Raw genomic sequence first — 16116 nt, 5'->3', positions numbered from 1 at the left:
GGCCTTTTCTTGTTATGAGGAGGGAACATAATGAAAATCGCAATTGGATCTTGTAACAAAACAAAGGTACAAGCTGTAAAAAATGCTGTCCAAGAAGAAGTTATGATGGTAGATGCTCCGTCGGGTGTAGCGGCGCAGCCTTTTTCTGATGAAGAAACAATAGAGGGGGCTGTCAATCGTGCACGATATGCACTGACAGAAACAGGCGCTGATTATGCCATTGGTCTTGAAGGCGGTGTTGTAGAAACAAATAGAGGTTTATTCCTATGCAATTGGGGCGCGCTCTATACAAAGCAAGGGGAAACGTATGTTGCCGGGGGCGCCCGTATTCCGTTGCCAGATGAATTTTTAGAGCCACTGCAGGCAGGTGCTGAGCTTAGTGAAGTGATGAATGCTTATACAAAGCGAAAGGATATCCGTACGAATGAAGGAGCAATCGGTATTTTTACTGCGGGGCAGGTGGATCGTGAAGCGATGTTCACGCATGTTGCGAAGCTGTTGGTGGGACAGTATCAGTATAAGGCTGGTATAATACAATAAGAATGAACCAAAGACATTCCTACAGAGGAGGAGTTTTATATGAAAAAAATTGAAACGCTTGAAGAATTACAAACAGTTAAAAATGCAGGGAACACAATTCTTTTATTTTCTGCAGATTGGTGCCCGGACTGTCGCTTTATCGAGCCTTTTATGCCGGAAGTAGAGGAAAAGTACAATGAATATGTGTTTTATTATGTAGACCGCGATCAATTTATCGATGTGTGTATTGAAATGGATGTGTTTGGTATCCCGAGTTTTGTGGCATTCCGTGATGGACAAGAGGTAGGTCGCTATGTAAACAAAGATCGTAAAACACAAGAGCAAATCGAGGCGTTTTTGAGCGGTTTGTAAGAGGAGTCAAGCTTTATGAAAATGACCGGTAAGAAAATGAAAGAAGAGCTTATTCGAAGATTACAGCGCGAAGATTGGGTGTTTCATTATGACAAGGAAAAGGAAACGCTTCGCATTGAAGATAAGCACACACAAAAAGGAATTACAGTTACACTTGGTGGCATTATTGCAAAGTGGGAAATGAAGAAGGAAGAAGCCATTGAAGAAGTGGTCTACTATGTAGAACAAGCATTGCTGGCCATGCACCGCGAAGACACAGAAGCAAAAGTGTTGCCTGTAATTCGTTCCACATCGTTTCCGCTCGAGGCTCAGGAAGGCAATCCATTTGTAACAACGGAGCATACCGCTGAAACCCGTATTTATTATGCTTTAGACTCGGAAAAAACCTACCGTTTAATCGATCAGGCTCTTTTACAAAAGTTGGGCTGGACAATGGAGCAAGTGAGAGAAATGGCTCGGTTTAATGTACGGTCTTTGCCAAAAAAGGTAAAGCAAGATGAGGTTGCAGGAAATATCTTCTACTTTTTCCGTGCCAACGATGGGTACGATGCCAGCCGTATTTTAGATGAATCTTTACTTAGTGATATGAAACAACAAGTAATAGGTGACATGGCTGTAGCGGTTCCACATCAAGACGTACTCATCATTGCTGATGTACGCAATGAAGTTGGTTACGATATATTGGCGCATATGACTATGAAGTTTTTTGCGGAAGGCCGCGTTCCGATTACTTCCCTGTCTTTTATATATGAAGACGAGCTAGAACCAATTTTTATTTTAGGAAAAAATCGTGTTGTACCACCTGTAAAACCTAACGTAGAATAACAATGAGACACCGATGCAAATCTTGTATCGGTGTTTTTTCTCTAGAACATGTAAGGTAGTTGCATTAAGAAATCGGCCGATAGAGAGGTTGAATTGGCCGATAGAAGGTGTAAATCGGCCGATAGAGAGTGCCAATCTGCCGGTAGAAGGGATATATAAAGAGATGTGCAAGTTTTCCTGCACTTTTTGGCGAATGCTGTTACAATAAAGGATGTTATGATTGGAAGAAAGAGTGGTCATGTATGTTAGATTGGATGAAAAAACTTCTAAACAAAGAGGAACAAGTTACAGAGATCGCCGATATGAAAGACCCCGTAACATATGAAAAAAAACAAACGGAAGTAGCAGGGAAGTTTCGTTTTCCTGTCATTCCGGATGAAGCACCTCGCAAGGTGGGACATCGTCAAATTTCTCAGCCGGTATCAGTAAAGGAGCCTGAAGTTAAGGTGTCTCCACAGGTTGCTAAAGTACGAGTGGTACCGACTTCACCACGAATGGTGGTAAAGGAGACTGCACCTGATAACAAACCATTTCAACCAACAGAAGTGATTTCGCCGGTTTTTGGCTATCAGCGGCCGGAAGAAAATATTTTAAAGAAACCGGCAGAGCCGGAATTCAATTTATCAGAGCAACAGGTATCTGTCGTCGATGCGTGGCTGATTAAAAATGGATTCATAGACGAAAAAGAAGTGAATGCTGGACAAGCATACGTGGACGAAGATCGCCGAGAAGTGCAACAGAAACATCCATTTGAAGAACCAACATCTGCGTATGGTTTGAATGAAGATGCGATACTTGAGCAGCAAATCGTTGATTCTTTGTCGCCTGAAGAGCTAGGGCGTAAAGAAAATGTAGAACCTCAAGAAGAAACTATGGAAGGCATTTTAACAGAGGAATCTATTGAAGAACCTACAAAAGCAGAAGAACGTGTTGCAGCAATTGCGGAGTCCTTGCAAGAAGAGTCCGCTTTAAAAGGTGAGGTTGCGGAACTAGCTCATATGCAAACAGAAAGTAGCATCGCTCAGGAGCAGCAAATAGCTGAAAAGCAACTAGATATGCTTGAAGAAGCGAACGCACAACAGCAGCCTGCTTCTTTACAAAATAAAGAAGAGCCAAAACGTGAGAAAAAGCGCTTTGTACCGTACAATGTTTTTATGCTGCAACAGGATAAGCGTAAGCTTGCAGCAAAACAGCAGACACAGCAGTCTGTGCGATTTGTGGAAGAGAAGCTGGAGATAGAAAGAGTTTTCGAGAAAGAGGTACAAGATATAAAGTCTCAATCTGTAGTACCTGAGAATATTGAATCGACACAGGACGAAACATTACCTTTATATGCACTGCCATCTCTTGATTTACTTGAGGCGCCTCCAGAGATACAAGCAAATGATGATATGTGGCTAGACGAACAAGCTAAGTTATTAGATACGACCTTTGACAACTTCCATGTTGGCGCCCGTGTTATTCATGTAACACAAGGACCTGCGGTAACGAGATTTGAAGTACAGCCAGAGCCGGGTGTCAAAGTAAATAAGATTACAAATTTATCTGACGACATTAAGCTCAATCTAGCAGCGCGCGATATTCGAATTGAAGCGCCTATACCGGGCAAAAATGCGGTCGGAATTGAAGTGCCAAATCCAACGAGTAAGCCTGTGTTTTTGCGAGAGGTATTAAGTAGCTCTGTATTTACAGAGCAAACCTCACCGCTGACTGTGGCTCTTGGTCTTGACATTTCAGGTGCGCCTATTGTAACGGATCTTCGTAAAATGCCGCACGGTCTCATTGCTGGTTCTACAGGATCAGGGAAAAGTGTGTGCATTAATGCCATTTTAACAAGTATTTTATACAAAGCGATGCCACATGAAGTCAAGCTGCTTCTCATTGATCCAAAAATGGTAGAGCTTGCGCCTTATAATGCTGTTCCGCACCTGGTTGCTCCGGTTATTACAGATGTAAAAGCAGCGACAGCAGCGTTAAAATGGGCTGTTGATGAGATGGAACGTCGCTATGAGCTATTTGCTCATGCAGGTGTACGCGATTTGACGCGTTATAATGATTTAGCCGCTCAACATGATAAAGGAAAAGCTTTACCATACATTGTAATTGTCATTGATGAGCTTGCGGATTTAATGATGGTGTCTCCTGCTGATGTAGAGGAAGCAATCTGCCGCATCGCACAAAAAGCGCGTGCGTGCGGTATTCATTTACTTGTGGCTACGCAAAGACCGTCTGTGGATGTTATTACAGGGTTGATCAAAGCGAATATCCCAACCCGTATTGCGTTTACCGTATCATCGCAAGTAGACTCAAGAACAATTATTGATATAAGTGGAGCCGAGAAGCTACTTGGACGAGGTGATATGCTCTTTTTAGAGAATGGCACAAGCAAGCCGGTTCGTATACAAGGTGTATATGTATCTGATGAAGAGATTGAGCGTACCGTATATCATGTGAAGCAAGAAATGAAACCCAATTATTTGTTTCAGCAAGAGGATCTGCTCGCTAAGGCAGAACATCATGAAGCAGAAGATGAATTGTTTTTTGAAGCATGTCATTACGTACTGCAACAGGGCGGCGCATCTACATCTTCCTTGCAACGTCGCTTTCGCGTCGGTTATAATCGAGCAGCGCGCTTAATTGAGGAAATGGAGCAGCAAGGCATTATCTCAGAGGCGCGTGGAACGAAGCCGCGCGATGTTCTTGTTACAGAGGAAGAGCTTGTAGCTATGCAAGATTCTATGTAACCTATAGAACATGTAACAATATACTGTCCTTTGTGTGTATGGATGTGCAGGCGAACATGCTCGCCTGTTCCTATGTGATAAATCGACAGGAGATACTTCATACTATAAAGGACAAGAGTACAACAGGGAGTTTTTATGATATGAAAGAGATTGAGTTGAAATTACAGGGGCACATGAGCCGCTTAACAAATCATACATTCAAATTTGATGAGCGCGTGGGAGAAGGCTGGTTTTCTGCAGTGTACTTCTTAAAAACGCGGGATATTATTAAGGAGTTTCGTCCGGGAACAACTGTGACGATGCAGTTTTTTCAAAAAGAGCATGCCGTGCTCTGTGGGACAGATGAAGTATTAGCCCTTTTGGAAACATTTGCTGATCATCCTGAACAATTAGAGGTTCATGCATTGAAAGATGGTGATATGATTGCACCATTTGAGACGGTTTTAACAATTCGCGGTCGTTATGAAGATTTTGGTTATTTAGAAGGTGTGATTGACGGTATTTTAGCGCGTAGAACGTCAGTGGCAACGAATGTATACAATGTCGTACAAGCAGCTCGAAGTGGCGGTAAGCAGAAACCGATTATCTTTATGGGAGACAGAGATGACCATTTTACACAACAAGCTGGTGACGGGTATGCAGCGCATATTGGTGGCACGAGCGCGCAAGCTACGCATGCCATGAATGAATGGTGGGGCAAAAGTGGCATGGGAACTATGCCGCATGCGCTCATTCAAATGTTTAATGGCGATGTTGTACAAGCTGCACAAGCATATCATCAAAAGTTTCCAACAGATGATTTAATTGTGTTGATTGATTACAATAACGATGTGATTACCGACGCTTTAAAAGTGGCACGTGAATTTGGTACAGCTTTAAAAGGCGTACGAGTGGATACATCACGGACTATGATTGATCAGCATTTTATTCGTCATCCGGAATTGCTTGGTACATTTGACCCGCGCGGTGTTAACCCACCTCTTATTTTTGCGTTGCGACAAGCGTTAGATGCAGAAGGTTTTCAGCATGTAAAAATTGTGGTAAGCGGTGGCTTTGATGAAAAGCGTATTCGTGAGTTTGAAGCGCAACATGTACCTGTGGATATGTATGGTGTGGGTGGCAGTTTATTGAAAATCAATATTGGCTTTACAGGTGACAATGTTGAATTAGACGGCGAACCTGCGGCCAAAGCGGGGCGTAAGTATCGTCCGAACCCACGTCTTGAGCGCGTTATGTTAAGGAAAAAGACCAATGAGTAAAAACATGACGGGACGGTTCCTGTCATGTTTTTCTGTCTCGTACGATAATGGGATTTTTGGTATAATGAGTTTGTTGTGACTAAAGATATGGATACATGTGTACGTATGGATTGGGATATTCCCAAATTAGAAAAACCATCATATACTGTCTAACAGATAGACTGCTGGATCAGTTATTGATGTTGGAGGTTCTTTAAAATGACAGTTTACCATTTTGTAGGGATTAAAGGTACGGGTATGAGCGCACTGGCACAAATCCTGCATGACATGAACAACAAAGTGCAAGGTTCGGATGTAGAGAAGTATTTCTTTACGCAAGCGGAATTAGAAAAAAGAAACATTTCTATTTTTCCATTTGACGCTGGGAATATTGAAGAAGGCCAGACCGTGATTGCAGGAAATGCATTTCCGGACACGCATGAAGAGATTGTGGCAGCAAAAGAAATGAATGTGCCAGTTCATCGTTATCATCATTTTTTAGGGGAATTGATGGGGCGTTATACGAGCATAGCTGTTTCCGGAGCTCACGGTAAAACATCAACAACAGGGCTGTTAGCTCATGTGATGAGAGGTGCACATCCTACGTCTTATCTAATTGGTGACGGAACAGGAAGCGGTGCATCAGATAGTAAATATTTTGTATTTGAGTCATGTGAATATCGCAGGCACTTTCTTTCCTATCATCCTGACTACGCAATTATGACAAATATTGATTTTGATCATCCCGATTACTTTAGGGATATTGATGATGTATTTAGCGCATTTCAGGAAATGGCCTTGCAGGTGAAGAAAGGGATTATCGCATGCGGCGATGATGAACAACTACAAAAAATCCAAGCAAAAGTACCAGTTATTTTCTATGGTCTTGGCGAGGACAATGATTTTCAGGCACGTAATATTCAAAAAGATACAGATGGCACGACATTTGATGTATTTGTACGCAATACGTTTTATAGCACGTTTCGTATTACAGGATACGGCAATCACAGTGTGATGAACGCGCTTGCTGTCATTGCATTGTGTCATTATGAAAATATTGATGTTGAAATTGTAAAACAACAACTAACGACATTTACAGGCGTAAAGCGGCGCTTTAGTCAAAAAACATTAGGCGAGCAAATTATTATTGATGATTATGCACATCACCCGACAGAAATCACAGCAACAATTGAAGCAGCACGTCAAAAGTATCCGAATCGTGAAATTGTAGCCATTTTCCAGCCACATACATTTTCACGAACAAAAACATTTTTAGATGAATTTGCGCAAAGTTTAGAAAAAGCGGACCAAGTGTATTTATGTGATATTTTCGGTTCCGCTCGTGAAGACCAAGGAGAATTGTCTATTCGTGACTTACAGCAGCGCATCGACGGTGCAGAGTTAATTACTGTAATGACAACAGAAGTGTTAAAACGCTACACGAATGGTGTTCTCATTTTTATGGGGGCGGGGGATATTCAAAAGTTCCAGCAAGCATATGAAAAAGAAGTAAAGGTAAAATAAAAGATGCGAGCATTGCTCGCATCTTTTATTTTACCTTAAATGGTTGGTTCAAACGTTTTGCAATCTGTTTCTTTGGAATTATCAGCTTGTTTACCAGCATGGCTCACTACGTAGATTTGCGTTGCACCGCAATTGTTGCCTTGTTTCCAATGTACGCAGTTATTGACTTCACATAATACATCCTGTGCCATATGAGAGCCCCCTTTTATGGTAGTGGTATCCATAAGGAATACAGCATTAGTTTCCCCGAAAAGAGGGGTGCTCATACAAGCTCTTATTTTAAATTCTCAGGGTTTAATCCTTTTAATTCGGAGATAACGAATACGCCGTCCTTGCGAATGAGTACATCATCAAAGTAGATTTCACCGCCGCCATAATCTGGACGTTGAATGGATACCAAATCCCAATGAATGTTAGAGTTATTGCCATTATAAGCTTCGTCATAAGCTTGTCCCGGCGTAAAGTGGAAGCTGCCGTCAATTTTTTCGTCAAACAAAATATCACCCATTGGATGTAAAATGTAAGGATTCACACCAATAGCAAATTCGCCGATAAAACGTGCACCTTCGTCTGTATCGAAAATTTTGTTAATTCTCTCTGTATCATTAGCTGTTGCTTCTACAATCTTACCATTGCGGAATGTAAGTTTGACATTTTCAAACGTGTAACCATTGTATGGAGACGGTGTGTTGTAGGTAATAGTACCGTTAACAGAATCCTTTACTGGTGCTGTGAACACTTCACCATCTGGGATATTCATTTCACCTGCACACTTTACCGCAGGAATATCTTTAATAGAGAATGTTAAATCGGTACCTGGTCCTGTGATACGAACCTTGTCCGTTTTGTTCATTAATTCCACAAGGCTATCCATTGCATTGCTCATTTTGCCGTAATCTAAGTTACATACATTGAAATAAAAGTCTTCAAATGCTTCTGTGCTCATTTTTGCAAGCTGTGCCATAGAAGAGTTGGGATAACGCAGTACAACCCAACGTGTTTTTGGAACACGAATATCGCGATGTACCTTTTGTCCTACTGTTTGACCGTGAATTTTCATTTTGTCGCTTGGTACATCAGCAAGTTCGTTAATATTATCACCAGAGCGTAAACCTATATAAGCGTCCATGTTCTTCATCACATTTGCTTCAAAGTCTGCTAATAAAGAAAAGTGCTCTTCAGTTGCACCCATTAATAAAGCGCGATCAACTTGATGATCCTTTAAAGATACGAACGGTTGCCCACCCACTTTATAAGCTTCTTTTACTAAAGCAGTTACAAGTTCGCGTTGCAGACCAAAATTTTCAATGAGAACTTTTTCACCCTTTTGCAACTTAACAGAGTAATTAATTAAATTATGTGCTAATGTTTCAATACGAGAATCTTTCATAGTTATGTATCCTCCTTTTTCATAATATAAGTACAGACAGTTGCACTTATATACTTTTATTGTAACCGACTTTTTTGAATTTGTGTATTTTTGCATCTTTGTATCGTTATGATGGGAAAATGAATGAGATGGTTACATTTCCTTTACGTATTCGGTGAAAAATAGTATGTAGGCACAAATCGTTGTATAATAATAACAAATCACATGTGAGGGAGCTGAAACATATGGATATGATTGTAACAGCAAGTATAGCGCTTGCGGCATTGGCGTTTGCAGTATTAGTCGCTTATTTATGTGTAACACTGATGGCGCTTCGTAAAACGCTAGAAAATTTGGCCAGCACAACAGCTTCATTGGAAAAGCAGCTGCAGGGGATTACCGCAGAAACAGAACAGCTACTACATAAAACGAATGCGCTTGCCGAAGATATTCAGCAGAAATCTCAGTCTTTGAATTCGGTTGTAAAATCAGTAGAAGGCATTGGGGCAACAATCAGTACGATGAACACAAAGCTCCGTGGTATTACAAATACCGTTACAACGCAAGCAGAACAAAATGCGGATAAAGTAGCACAAGCCATGCAGTGGGGAACTGCTGCGATGGAGGTGTATGATCGCCTTCGCAAGCGAAAGCGAAAAGAAGTAGAGCGAGAAATTGAATCTGAAGCGGTTCGCATTCCAGTTCGCTCAAGAGGTGAATAAGATGGAGAGGATTGAAACGCAAGAACAGTTACATATTCTTTTAACGAAACATCATACGCTCATTCTATTTAAGCATAGCCTGACTTGTCCTGTAAGTCAGGCGGCATTTCAAGAATTTCAAGCATACATGGCAGACGCGTATGTACCGGCAGCGTATCTCTACGTGCAAGAAGCAAGAGCGCTATCTAACCATATTGCCGAACAGTTTGCTATACGTCATGAATCCCCTCAAGTTTTATATGTGCAAAATCATGAAGTAACGTGGCATGCCTCTCATTGGAACATTACGCAAGCATCTCTGAAGGAGCATATTCAGTAAAAAAAACCGGGCTTTTGTCCGGTTTTTGCTATTTTGAATTGTAGCGAAAAAAGCGGAGGAATTTTTTCAGCGCTTTTGAGGGAAAATATTGTCTGAATAAGCAATTGTATCGTATGATAAAAGGAGTATGTACATTCATTAACATATGGATGAGCAAGCTTTTTGTTGGCTACTCACTTACTCGTACATATATGAGTGAAGAATATCTTTTTCAAGATGCACAAAACTGGCATGTAATGAGCATACAAACGAGTGAGGATTTTCATGTTGTGCGAGGCATAAACAGCAGTTGAAAAGTCACTTATATAGAAATATAACAAAGGAGCGAACAAGCATGAACGTAACAATATATGATGTGGCACGAGAAGCGAATGTGTCCATGGCTACAGTTTCTCGTGTAGTCAACGGTAATCCCAATGTGAAGCCGACAACACGTAAAAAGGTATCAGAGGCCATTGAGCGATTAGGATATCGCCCAAATGCGGTTGCGCGTGGTTTAGCAAGTAAAAAGACAACAACAGTAGGTGTTATCATCCCTGATATATCCAGTATCTTTTATGCGGAGTTAGCACGCGGTATTGAGGATATCGCAACAATGTACAAGTACAACATTATTTTAAGCAACTCTGATCAAAACAAAGAAAAAGAAATGCACTTATTAAATACGATGCTCGGTAAGCAGGTAGATGGTATCGTATTCATGAGTGAGAAAATTACACAAGAGCATGTGGAGGAATTCTCGAAATCACCTGTTCCAATCGTATTGGCTGCTTCTTTTGATGAAGGCTGCACAACACCTTCTGTTAATATTGACTATGAGCAAGGTGCATTTGATGCAGTGCAATATTTGGCGGAAAAGGGTCATACACATATTGCGTTTGTATCCGGTCAAGCTGAACATGCTGCGGCGGAAAGCAAAAAGCTAAACGGATATCGGAGAGCTTTGGAAGAAGCAGGTCTTCCTTATAGAGAAGAGCTTGTTGTAGAAGGTGAGTTCACATACGATTCTGGACTGGAAGCTTTTGATAAGTTGTGGGAACTAGCTGAAAAGCCCACTGCTATTTTTGTGGCATCTGATGAAATGGCACTTGGTGTCATTCACGGTGCACAAGACCAAGGCGTACACATCCCGAATGACGTAGAGGTAATCGGCTACGATAATACACGTTTGGCAACAATGGTGCGCCCGCAATTAACAACTGTGGTACAACCGATGTATGATATTGGTGCGGTTGCGATGCGCTTGTTAACAAAATATATGAACAAGGAAACAGTAGAGGACCACACAGTTATCCTACCACACCGCATTCAATTCCGTAAGTCGACAAAATAAAAAGCGCACAGAGTCCTGTGCGTTTTTTTTTATTTGTTTTTATTATTGAAGCTGTGTGAAAGCCGGAGGTGGCTCATTGGTACGTGTTAATGGGAGTGAAATGGTAAGACTCTTGCAGGAAAGTAGATCAAAAAGAGACCTCGCAGACCCAACAGCAATGAGGAGGCTAAAGAAAATCAGAAACGAACTTAAACTCTATTAAAACAAATTTTATTGTTTTTTCTAATTATTTTTAAATTAATATAGACAAATAAAATTGTATTATATAGAATTCACAGTAGAATGGACTTGTTACATAGAATAATGGTGCGCGACAATATCTTTATTTCAAAAAGTTTAATTGAAAAATCATTATTTGTGATGAAGATAATTTCAAATAACTGCTGATGAAAGAACTAATTTCATATGCAAGTGGATAAACCGCCCAATCTACATAGACATGTCGAAAAAAGAAATATAAGAGGAGGTAAGTTTTATGCAGTTTATAAGGAACGTATTTACAAAACAGACTATTGGAAAAAAACTCTTATTTCCATTTTTTTTAATTTTTATCATAGCTGGTGTTGCGATAGGGGGCATTTCTTATACTGAGACAAAAGATAGTCTTGAGAAAGAGATTTTAAGAAACGCGAAAGTGAATGTGGATGTGCTGGAAACGGTTATTAGTAAGGATATGGAAAATAAGTTTAATGATTTAAACATTATGACTGCACTACTTGGTAAGTCTACCTATGAAGCAGAGGAAAGTATGTTGGCAATTAAAGTAGACTTTGCTAAATATCTTAAGCTTCATCCAGAAATACAATCAGTATATACGGGAGGGGAAAATGGTACATTTGCCATGATACCGATGCAACAGTTGCCTTCCGGCTATAATCATAAAGAACGTCCGTGGTACAAACAAGCAATGGAAAAAGCAGGAGAGGTTGTTATTACGGATCCATATAAGGATGCTGTTACCGGAGATACGGTTATCACTTTAGCTAAGAAAACGACTGATGGTAGCGGAGTGGTTGCAATAGATTTTAATGTGAAGAGTATTGAAAAATTAGCTACTCAGGTTAAAGTTGGTAAAGAGGGCTATGTATCTATTTTTACGGGAGATAAAAAGGTTATTGTACATCCTACGTTAAAACCAGGCACTGCAGTTGAAGAAGACTTTATGAACACCGTATATAAGAAAAATGAAGGGATATTATCTTATACGTATCAAAACCAAGAGCGTAAAATGACATTCCAAACGAGCGAAAATACGGGGTGGAAAATTATCGGTACCATGTACGATAAGGAGGTTTCGGATGCGGCCAGACCGACACTCTTTAAAATCTTAATAGTAATTGGGGCTTCTATTGTGATTGGCGGCATTGGTATTTATCTGCTAATCATGACAGTTACAAAACCATTAAAACGTTTATTGGCTTCTTCGCAGAAGATTAGTGAAGGTGATCTTACGGAAACAATTGCTGTAAGCTCTCGAGATGAAGTTGGACAGCTTGCAACAAGCTTTAATGAAATGGCACAGTCTTTGCGAAATTTAATCTCACAAATTAATACATCAGCTGGGATGGTAGCTGCATCTTCTGAAGAGCTGACAGCAAGTGTTATCCAGGCTAATGAAACAACGCAACAAATCACGCATGCAATGGAGCAGGTTTCAAGCGGTGTAGAGCATCAAACAAAGAGTGTTGCGGCAGGTGCGGAGTTGCTTCAAGAAGTAACAAACGGCATTCAGTGTGTATCTGAAGGATCGGCAGTTATCTCAGAATCATCTGTATACACAAAGCAAAAAGCACAGAGCGGTGGTACGATGGTGAAAGAGACGGTTACGCAAATGCAATCGATTCACCGTTCCGTTCATGAATCCGATGCCGTAATTGGACTGTTGAACGAGAAATCCAAACAAATCGGAGCAATTCTAGAAGCGATTAAAGGAATTGCGGATCAAACCAATTTACTCGCCTTGAATGCAGCGATAGAAGCAGCAAGAGCAGGAGAGCACGGCAGAGGATTTGCGATTGTTGCTGATGAAGTACGAAAACTGGCAGAACAATCCGCAAGCTCCTCAAATGAAATTGGAAAGCTTATTAATGAGATTCAACAAGATGTTCACTTAACGGTTTCAACAATGAAGCAAGTTAATAATGAGGTGCAATCAGGCTTGCAGATTGCCATGCAAACCGAACAAAGCTTTGAGGAAATTTTAAAGTCTACCGAAACAATTGCCGCGCAGGTGGAGGGCATGGTGATTACGGTGCAGCGTATGACTATGGACGCTACTAACTTAGAAGCAGCTGTGAATGAAATTGCAGCTGCGGCCAACGAGAATGCCGCTGGTACGCAGCGCATCGCTAGCGCTTCGGAAGAGCAATCTGCTTCGATCAAAGAGATGAACGATGCATCAATTGCTTTATCCGAAATGGCGGAAGAGCTGCAGGACATGATTGGCAAGTTTAAACTATAAGGCTGTGTTAAAGTCGGATAACAATTGGTACTTGTTCAGGAGGGAAAGCGAGTTAAAGGGAGACCGCAGGTGTGTAGCGCTGAGACGGCTCTTTGACTGCCCGTGGTAACAGAAATCAAAAGCGAACTTTAACAGAGCCAAAAATAAGAAAAAGCGACGGGCTGCCGTCGCTTTTTCTTATCCACCTAAAAGATGCTATTTTTCATATTGGAGCGTATAATCTCCAATGATTTAAGCATCGTCAAACGATTTTTTTCTTCAATTTCATTTTTTCTTGGAATGGGTGTATACAGCTGCTCTACATCTTCCCAATGCGTACAAATAGGCGTTTTGGCATGAGGCTTCCAAGTTTCAATCCACTCGGGAGGAAGAAGTCCCGATACAGTTTGCTCCTGCATTTCAAGCCAGATCAAGGACCAAGCTCTCGGAACTACTCGCCATATGTCATATCCGCCCCCTCCGACGGCAATCCAGCGACCATGGCAGTACTGATGAGCTACTTCATGTGCAATCTTTGGAATATCTCTATAGATACGCATGGTAGAGCACAAGTGTGTTAATGGATCGTAATAGTGCGCATCAGCACCGTTTTGTGTGAGAATAATATCCGGCTTAAAATACGCAGCTACCTCATGCATCATTGTCCGATATGTTTCCAGGAAAGAGTCATCTTCAGTAAACGCATCAAGCGGTACGTTAAAAGAGTAACCGTAACCGGGACCATGTCCTCTTTCGTTTACGGCTCCTGTGCCTGGAAACAAATAGCGCCCTGTTTCATGCATAGAGAAAGTACAAACATCTGGTGTATCATAGAAGGACCACTGCACACCATCACCGTGATGGGCATCTGTATCGACATATAAAACGCGCAGACCATATTTACGCCTTATGTATTCAATAGCAATGGAGCTGTCATTATAAACGCAAAAGCCGGACGCTTTTCCTTTAAAGCCGTGATGTAATCCACCACCAAGGTTTAAAGCATGCTTTGCTTTGCCTTCTAATACATAGTCAACGGCAGTTAAAGTGCCGCCAACAAGCCAAGCGCTTGCTTCATGCATATCTGGGAAAATAGGCGTATCCTCTGTACCTAATCCATAAGGCAAAGCGCTTTGTTTATCAAGGAGTCCTTTTCCAGCCTTCTTTACAGCTTTAATGTATGCGCTATCATGAATAAGCGCAATTTCCTCATCCGTTGCCATACGCGGAGATACGATTTGTGATTCATGAATGAATCCCCCTTTTTGCAACAAATCGTATACGAGTTTGACACGAAGTTGGTTGAATGGATGCTCATCACTGAAGCGGTAGTCTTGAAAGGCCTCTGAATATATAAATACGCTGTCCATTAGAAAGTTGCGTTCGGCCACAATACATGGTAGCCTTCTCCGCGCAATTGATTAATAATCTTTAGGGGATTCATAGTCTGGATACGAAAGACTAAGATTTTTTGCATTTCATCCTTGGCGGGATATACAAGAACACTGACGATATTTACATTTTCTTTGGCAAATACAGCTACAACTTTACTTAAGATACCGGGTATGTTTTCTACTTGTACTTCAACCTGCGATCCGGGCTGATGGGCCCCTGTTAACTCAACGAGTGTATGCAGAACATTTGTCTCAGTAATGATACCGACAAGGCTGCCAGCTTGTGTGACAGGTAAGCAACCAATTTTATTATCATAAAAAACCGTAGCGATTTCTTCAACAAAATCAAGTGGGTGGCAAGTAATAACCGGCTGTGTCATAATGCGCTGGATCGGTTGTTTTAGCATATCATTACAAATGTGCTCATCAAGAATAGAAGGACAAGCATCTCTTACATCCCGATCGGATATAATGCCAACGACCTCCTGGTTTGCGGTCACAATGGGAATGTGCCGAATGCCTTTAGCGGTAAGTGTACGTAGTGCTGTTTCAATTGTGTCCGCAGGGCTTAATGTGATGACGTGCTTATTCATGATTTCTTCTACAATCATTCGTGCGCCCCCTCAATACATAAACCTATTTTTAAAACGTAGTTTATCAAATGTTTGAATAGAGTCTTGATCAACACGTTTTCCGATTCTAACCATGAGACAGTTTGCAGGATGTGAGCAAATTTCAGGTTCATCTGTGGCCATCCACTCTAGCCCACCTGCATTCATCATTTTTTCCATGATTTTTCGATATTCCCACACATTTAACCCTGTCCCTTTTAAATCCCAGTGCCAATAGTATTCAGTTGTAATGATGATATAATCTTCCATATAGTCGTCCAGCATGGATATCTGGAGCATGTTTTTACCTACAGAGAAGCCTCTGAAAGCAGGCACAACTTCAACAGCACCAAGCTCAATCAAGTTTTCCATGTTCGCTTCTGACCAGCGTTCTAGCGGGTCTGGGTGAAGATATGTAATATAGCCGACAATTAAGTCTTGATGACGTGCTATAATAATGCGGGCTTCTGGGAGCTTGGAGATTTCTAAAACAGCTTTATACTGCTGTGGTGCCGGTCTAAATGCAGTAAGGTCCTCATGAAACTGATAGAGTTCTAAATTACTAGGAGACACAGGGCCTTCAATCATTAAGGTACCTTTTGGTGTTTTTAATGTTTTGGCATGGTATACCTTATTATGAATCAATCGATTTCACCCCCTTGATGCTAGTCGTTTCCTTCATAGTAGCGTATAAATTACGCGATGT

General features: G+C 41.2%; 15 protein-coding genes. 10 read left to right on the top strand and 5 right to left on the bottom strand.

Going from position 1 to position 16116, the window contains the following annotated elements:
* Positions 1-30: 30 nt before the first annotated feature.
* From MUG87_RS09700 to murC, 6 genes are all read left to right on the top strand, one after another.
* Positions 31-540, top strand: coding sequence for a DUF84 family protein (locus MUG87_RS09700; RefSeq protein ID WP_247087277.1), 510 nt, complete (start codon positions 31-33; stop codon positions 538-540).
* A 39-nt stretch (positions 541-579) separates the two neighbouring features.
* On the top strand, positions 580-891 hold the full coding sequence (locus tag MUG87_RS09695) for a thioredoxin family protein (RefSeq protein WP_247087275.1): 312 nt from the start codon (positions 580-582) through the stop codon (positions 889-891).
* A 15-nt stretch (positions 892-906) separates the two neighbouring features.
* Positions 907-1716, top strand: a complete 810-nt coding sequence (locus tag MUG87_RS09690; RefSeq protein WP_247087273.1) for a DUF1444 domain-containing protein — start codon at positions 907-909, stop codon at positions 1714-1716.
* Between the two features lie 242 nt (positions 1717-1958).
* On the top strand, positions 1959-4460 hold the full coding sequence (locus MUG87_RS09685; RefSeq protein ID WP_247087271.1) for a DNA translocase FtsK: 2502 nt from the start codon (positions 1959-1961) through the stop codon (positions 4458-4460).
* 140 nt (positions 4461-4600) lie between these two features.
* Positions 4601-5719: a nicotinate phosphoribosyltransferase gene (locus tag MUG87_RS09680; RefSeq protein WP_247087269.1), complete on the top strand. Its 1119-nt coding sequence runs from the start codon at positions 4601-4603 to the stop codon at positions 5717-5719.
* A gap of 198 nt (positions 5720-5917) precedes the next feature.
* Positions 5918-7222, top strand: coding sequence for a UDP-N-acetylmuramate--L-alanine ligase (gene murC / locus MUG87_RS09675; protein WP_247087267.1), 1305 nt, complete (start codon positions 5918-5920; stop codon positions 7220-7222).
* 35 nt (positions 7223-7257) lie between these two features.
* On the opposite strand, the gene MUG87_RS09670 is transcribed toward murC, so the two are convergent.
* A complete protein-coding gene (locus MUG87_RS09670; protein ID WP_247087265.1) occupies positions 7258-7413 on the bottom strand; it encodes a DUF1540 domain-containing protein in 156 nt (51 codons plus the stop codon).
* An 83-nt stretch (positions 7414-7496) separates the two neighbouring features.
* Entirely contained in the window at positions 7497-8612 is a 1116-nt protein-coding gene (locus MUG87_RS09665) for an aminopeptidase (protein ID WP_247087263.1), read from the bottom strand.
* 224 nt (positions 8613-8836) lie between these two features.
* Here MUG87_RS09665 and MUG87_RS09660 point away from each other — a divergent pair, with 224 nt between their 5' ends.
* The 4 genes from MUG87_RS09660 to MUG87_RS09645 all read left to right on the top strand — a co-directional run bounded on the left by MUG87_RS09660 (position 8837) and on the right by MUG87_RS09645 (position 13426).
* Positions 8837-9313: a DUF948 domain-containing protein gene (locus MUG87_RS09660; protein ID WP_247087261.1), complete on the top strand. Its 477-nt coding sequence runs from the start codon at positions 8837-8839 to the stop codon at positions 9311-9313.
* 1 nt (position 9314) lies between these two features.
* Positions 9315-9632, top strand: coding sequence for a bacillithiol system redox-active protein YtxJ (gene ytxJ / locus MUG87_RS09655; RefSeq protein ID WP_247087259.1), 318 nt, complete (start codon positions 9315-9317; stop codon positions 9630-9632).
* A gap of 334 nt (positions 9633-9966) precedes the next feature.
* On the top strand, positions 9967-10965 hold the full coding sequence (ccpA, locus tag MUG87_RS09650; RefSeq protein ID WP_247087257.1) for a catabolite control protein A: 999 nt from the start codon (positions 9967-9969) through the stop codon (positions 10963-10965).
* A gap of 475 nt (positions 10966-11440) precedes the next feature.
* Positions 11441-13426, top strand: coding sequence for a methyl-accepting chemotaxis protein (locus MUG87_RS09645; protein WP_247087255.1), 1986 nt, complete (start codon positions 11441-11443; stop codon positions 13424-13426).
* A gap of 185 nt (positions 13427-13611) precedes the next feature.
* On the opposite strand, the gene MUG87_RS09640 is transcribed toward MUG87_RS09645, so the two are convergent.
* From MUG87_RS09640 to MUG87_RS09630, 3 genes are read right to left on the bottom strand one after another with little or no spacing between them, the layout of a single operon-like run.
* Positions 13612-14775, bottom strand: a complete 1164-nt coding sequence (locus MUG87_RS09640; protein WP_247087635.1) for an acetoin utilization protein AcuC — start codon at positions 14773-14775, stop codon at positions 13612-13614.
* On the bottom strand, positions 14775-15410 hold the full coding sequence (locus MUG87_RS09635) for an acetoin utilization AcuB family protein (protein WP_247087253.1): 636 nt from the start codon (positions 15408-15410) through the stop codon (positions 14775-14777). The genes MUG87_RS09640 and MUG87_RS09635 overlap by 1 nt, the downstream gene beginning before the upstream one ends.
* Before the next feature lie 12 nt (positions 15411-15422).
* On the bottom strand, positions 15423-16055 hold the full coding sequence (locus MUG87_RS09630; RefSeq protein WP_247087251.1) for a GNAT family N-acetyltransferase: 633 nt from the start codon (positions 16053-16055) through the stop codon (positions 15423-15425).
* Between the last annotated feature and the right edge of the window lie 61 nt (positions 16056-16116).

Source organism: Ectobacillus sp. JY-23 (assembly GCF_023022965.1).
GTDB lineage: Bacteria > Bacillota > Bacilli > Bacillales > Bacillaceae_G > Ectobacillus.
The sequence above is the reverse complement of the archived record's forward strand: the minus strand, read 5'-3'. Positions and strand labels throughout refer to the sequence as shown.

Excerpts from the sequence above, each read along its gene's own strand:
- MUG87_RS09680 (WP_247087269.1), top strand. The coding sequence starts at position 4,601 with ATGAAAGAGATTGAGTTGAAATTACAGGGGCACATGAGCCGCTTAACA.
- murC (WP_247087267.1), top strand. The coding sequence starts at position 5,918 with ATGACAGTTTACCATTTTGTAGGGATTAAAGGTACGGGTATGAGCGCA.
- MUG87_RS09670 (WP_247087265.1), bottom strand. The coding sequence starts at position 7,413 with ATGGCACAGGATGTATTATGTGAAGTCAATAACTGCGTACATTGGAAA.
- ccpA (WP_247087257.1), top strand. The coding sequence starts at position 9,967 with ATGAACGTAACAATATATGATGTGGCACGAGAAGCGAATGTGTCCATG.
- MUG87_RS09640 (WP_247087635.1), bottom strand. The coding sequence starts at position 14,775 with ATGGACAGCGTATTTATATATTCAGAGGCCTTTCAAGACTACCGCTTC.
- MUG87_RS09645 (WP_247087255.1), top strand. The coding sequence starts at position 11,441 with ATGCAGTTTATAAGGAACGTATTTACAAAACAGACTATTGGAAAAAAA.
- MUG87_RS09700 (WP_247087277.1), top strand. The coding sequence starts at position 31 with ATGAAAATCGCAATTGGATCTTGTAACAAAACAAAGGTACAAGCTGTA.
- MUG87_RS09685 (WP_247087271.1), top strand. The coding sequence starts at position 1,959 with ATGTTAGATTGGATGAAAAAACTTCTAAACAAAGAGGAACAAGTTACA.
- MUG87_RS09635 (WP_247087253.1), bottom strand. The coding sequence starts at position 15,410 with ATGATTGTAGAAGAAATCATGAATAAGCACGTCATCACATTAAGCCCT.
- ytxJ (WP_247087259.1), top strand. The coding sequence starts at position 9,315 with ATGGAGAGGATTGAAACGCAAGAACAGTTACATATTCTTTTAACGAAA.
- MUG87_RS09665 (WP_247087263.1), bottom strand. The coding sequence starts at position 8,612 with ATGAAAGATTCTCGTATTGAAACATTAGCACATAATTTAATTAATTAC.
- MUG87_RS09690 (WP_247087273.1), top strand. The coding sequence starts at position 907 with ATGAAAATGACCGGTAAGAAAATGAAAGAAGAGCTTATTCGAAGATTA.
- MUG87_RS09695 (WP_247087275.1), top strand. The coding sequence starts at position 580 with ATGAAAAAAATTGAAACGCTTGAAGAATTACAAACAGTTAAAAATGCA.
- MUG87_RS09660 (WP_247087261.1), top strand. The coding sequence starts at position 8,837 with ATGGATATGATTGTAACAGCAAGTATAGCGCTTGCGGCATTGGCGTTT.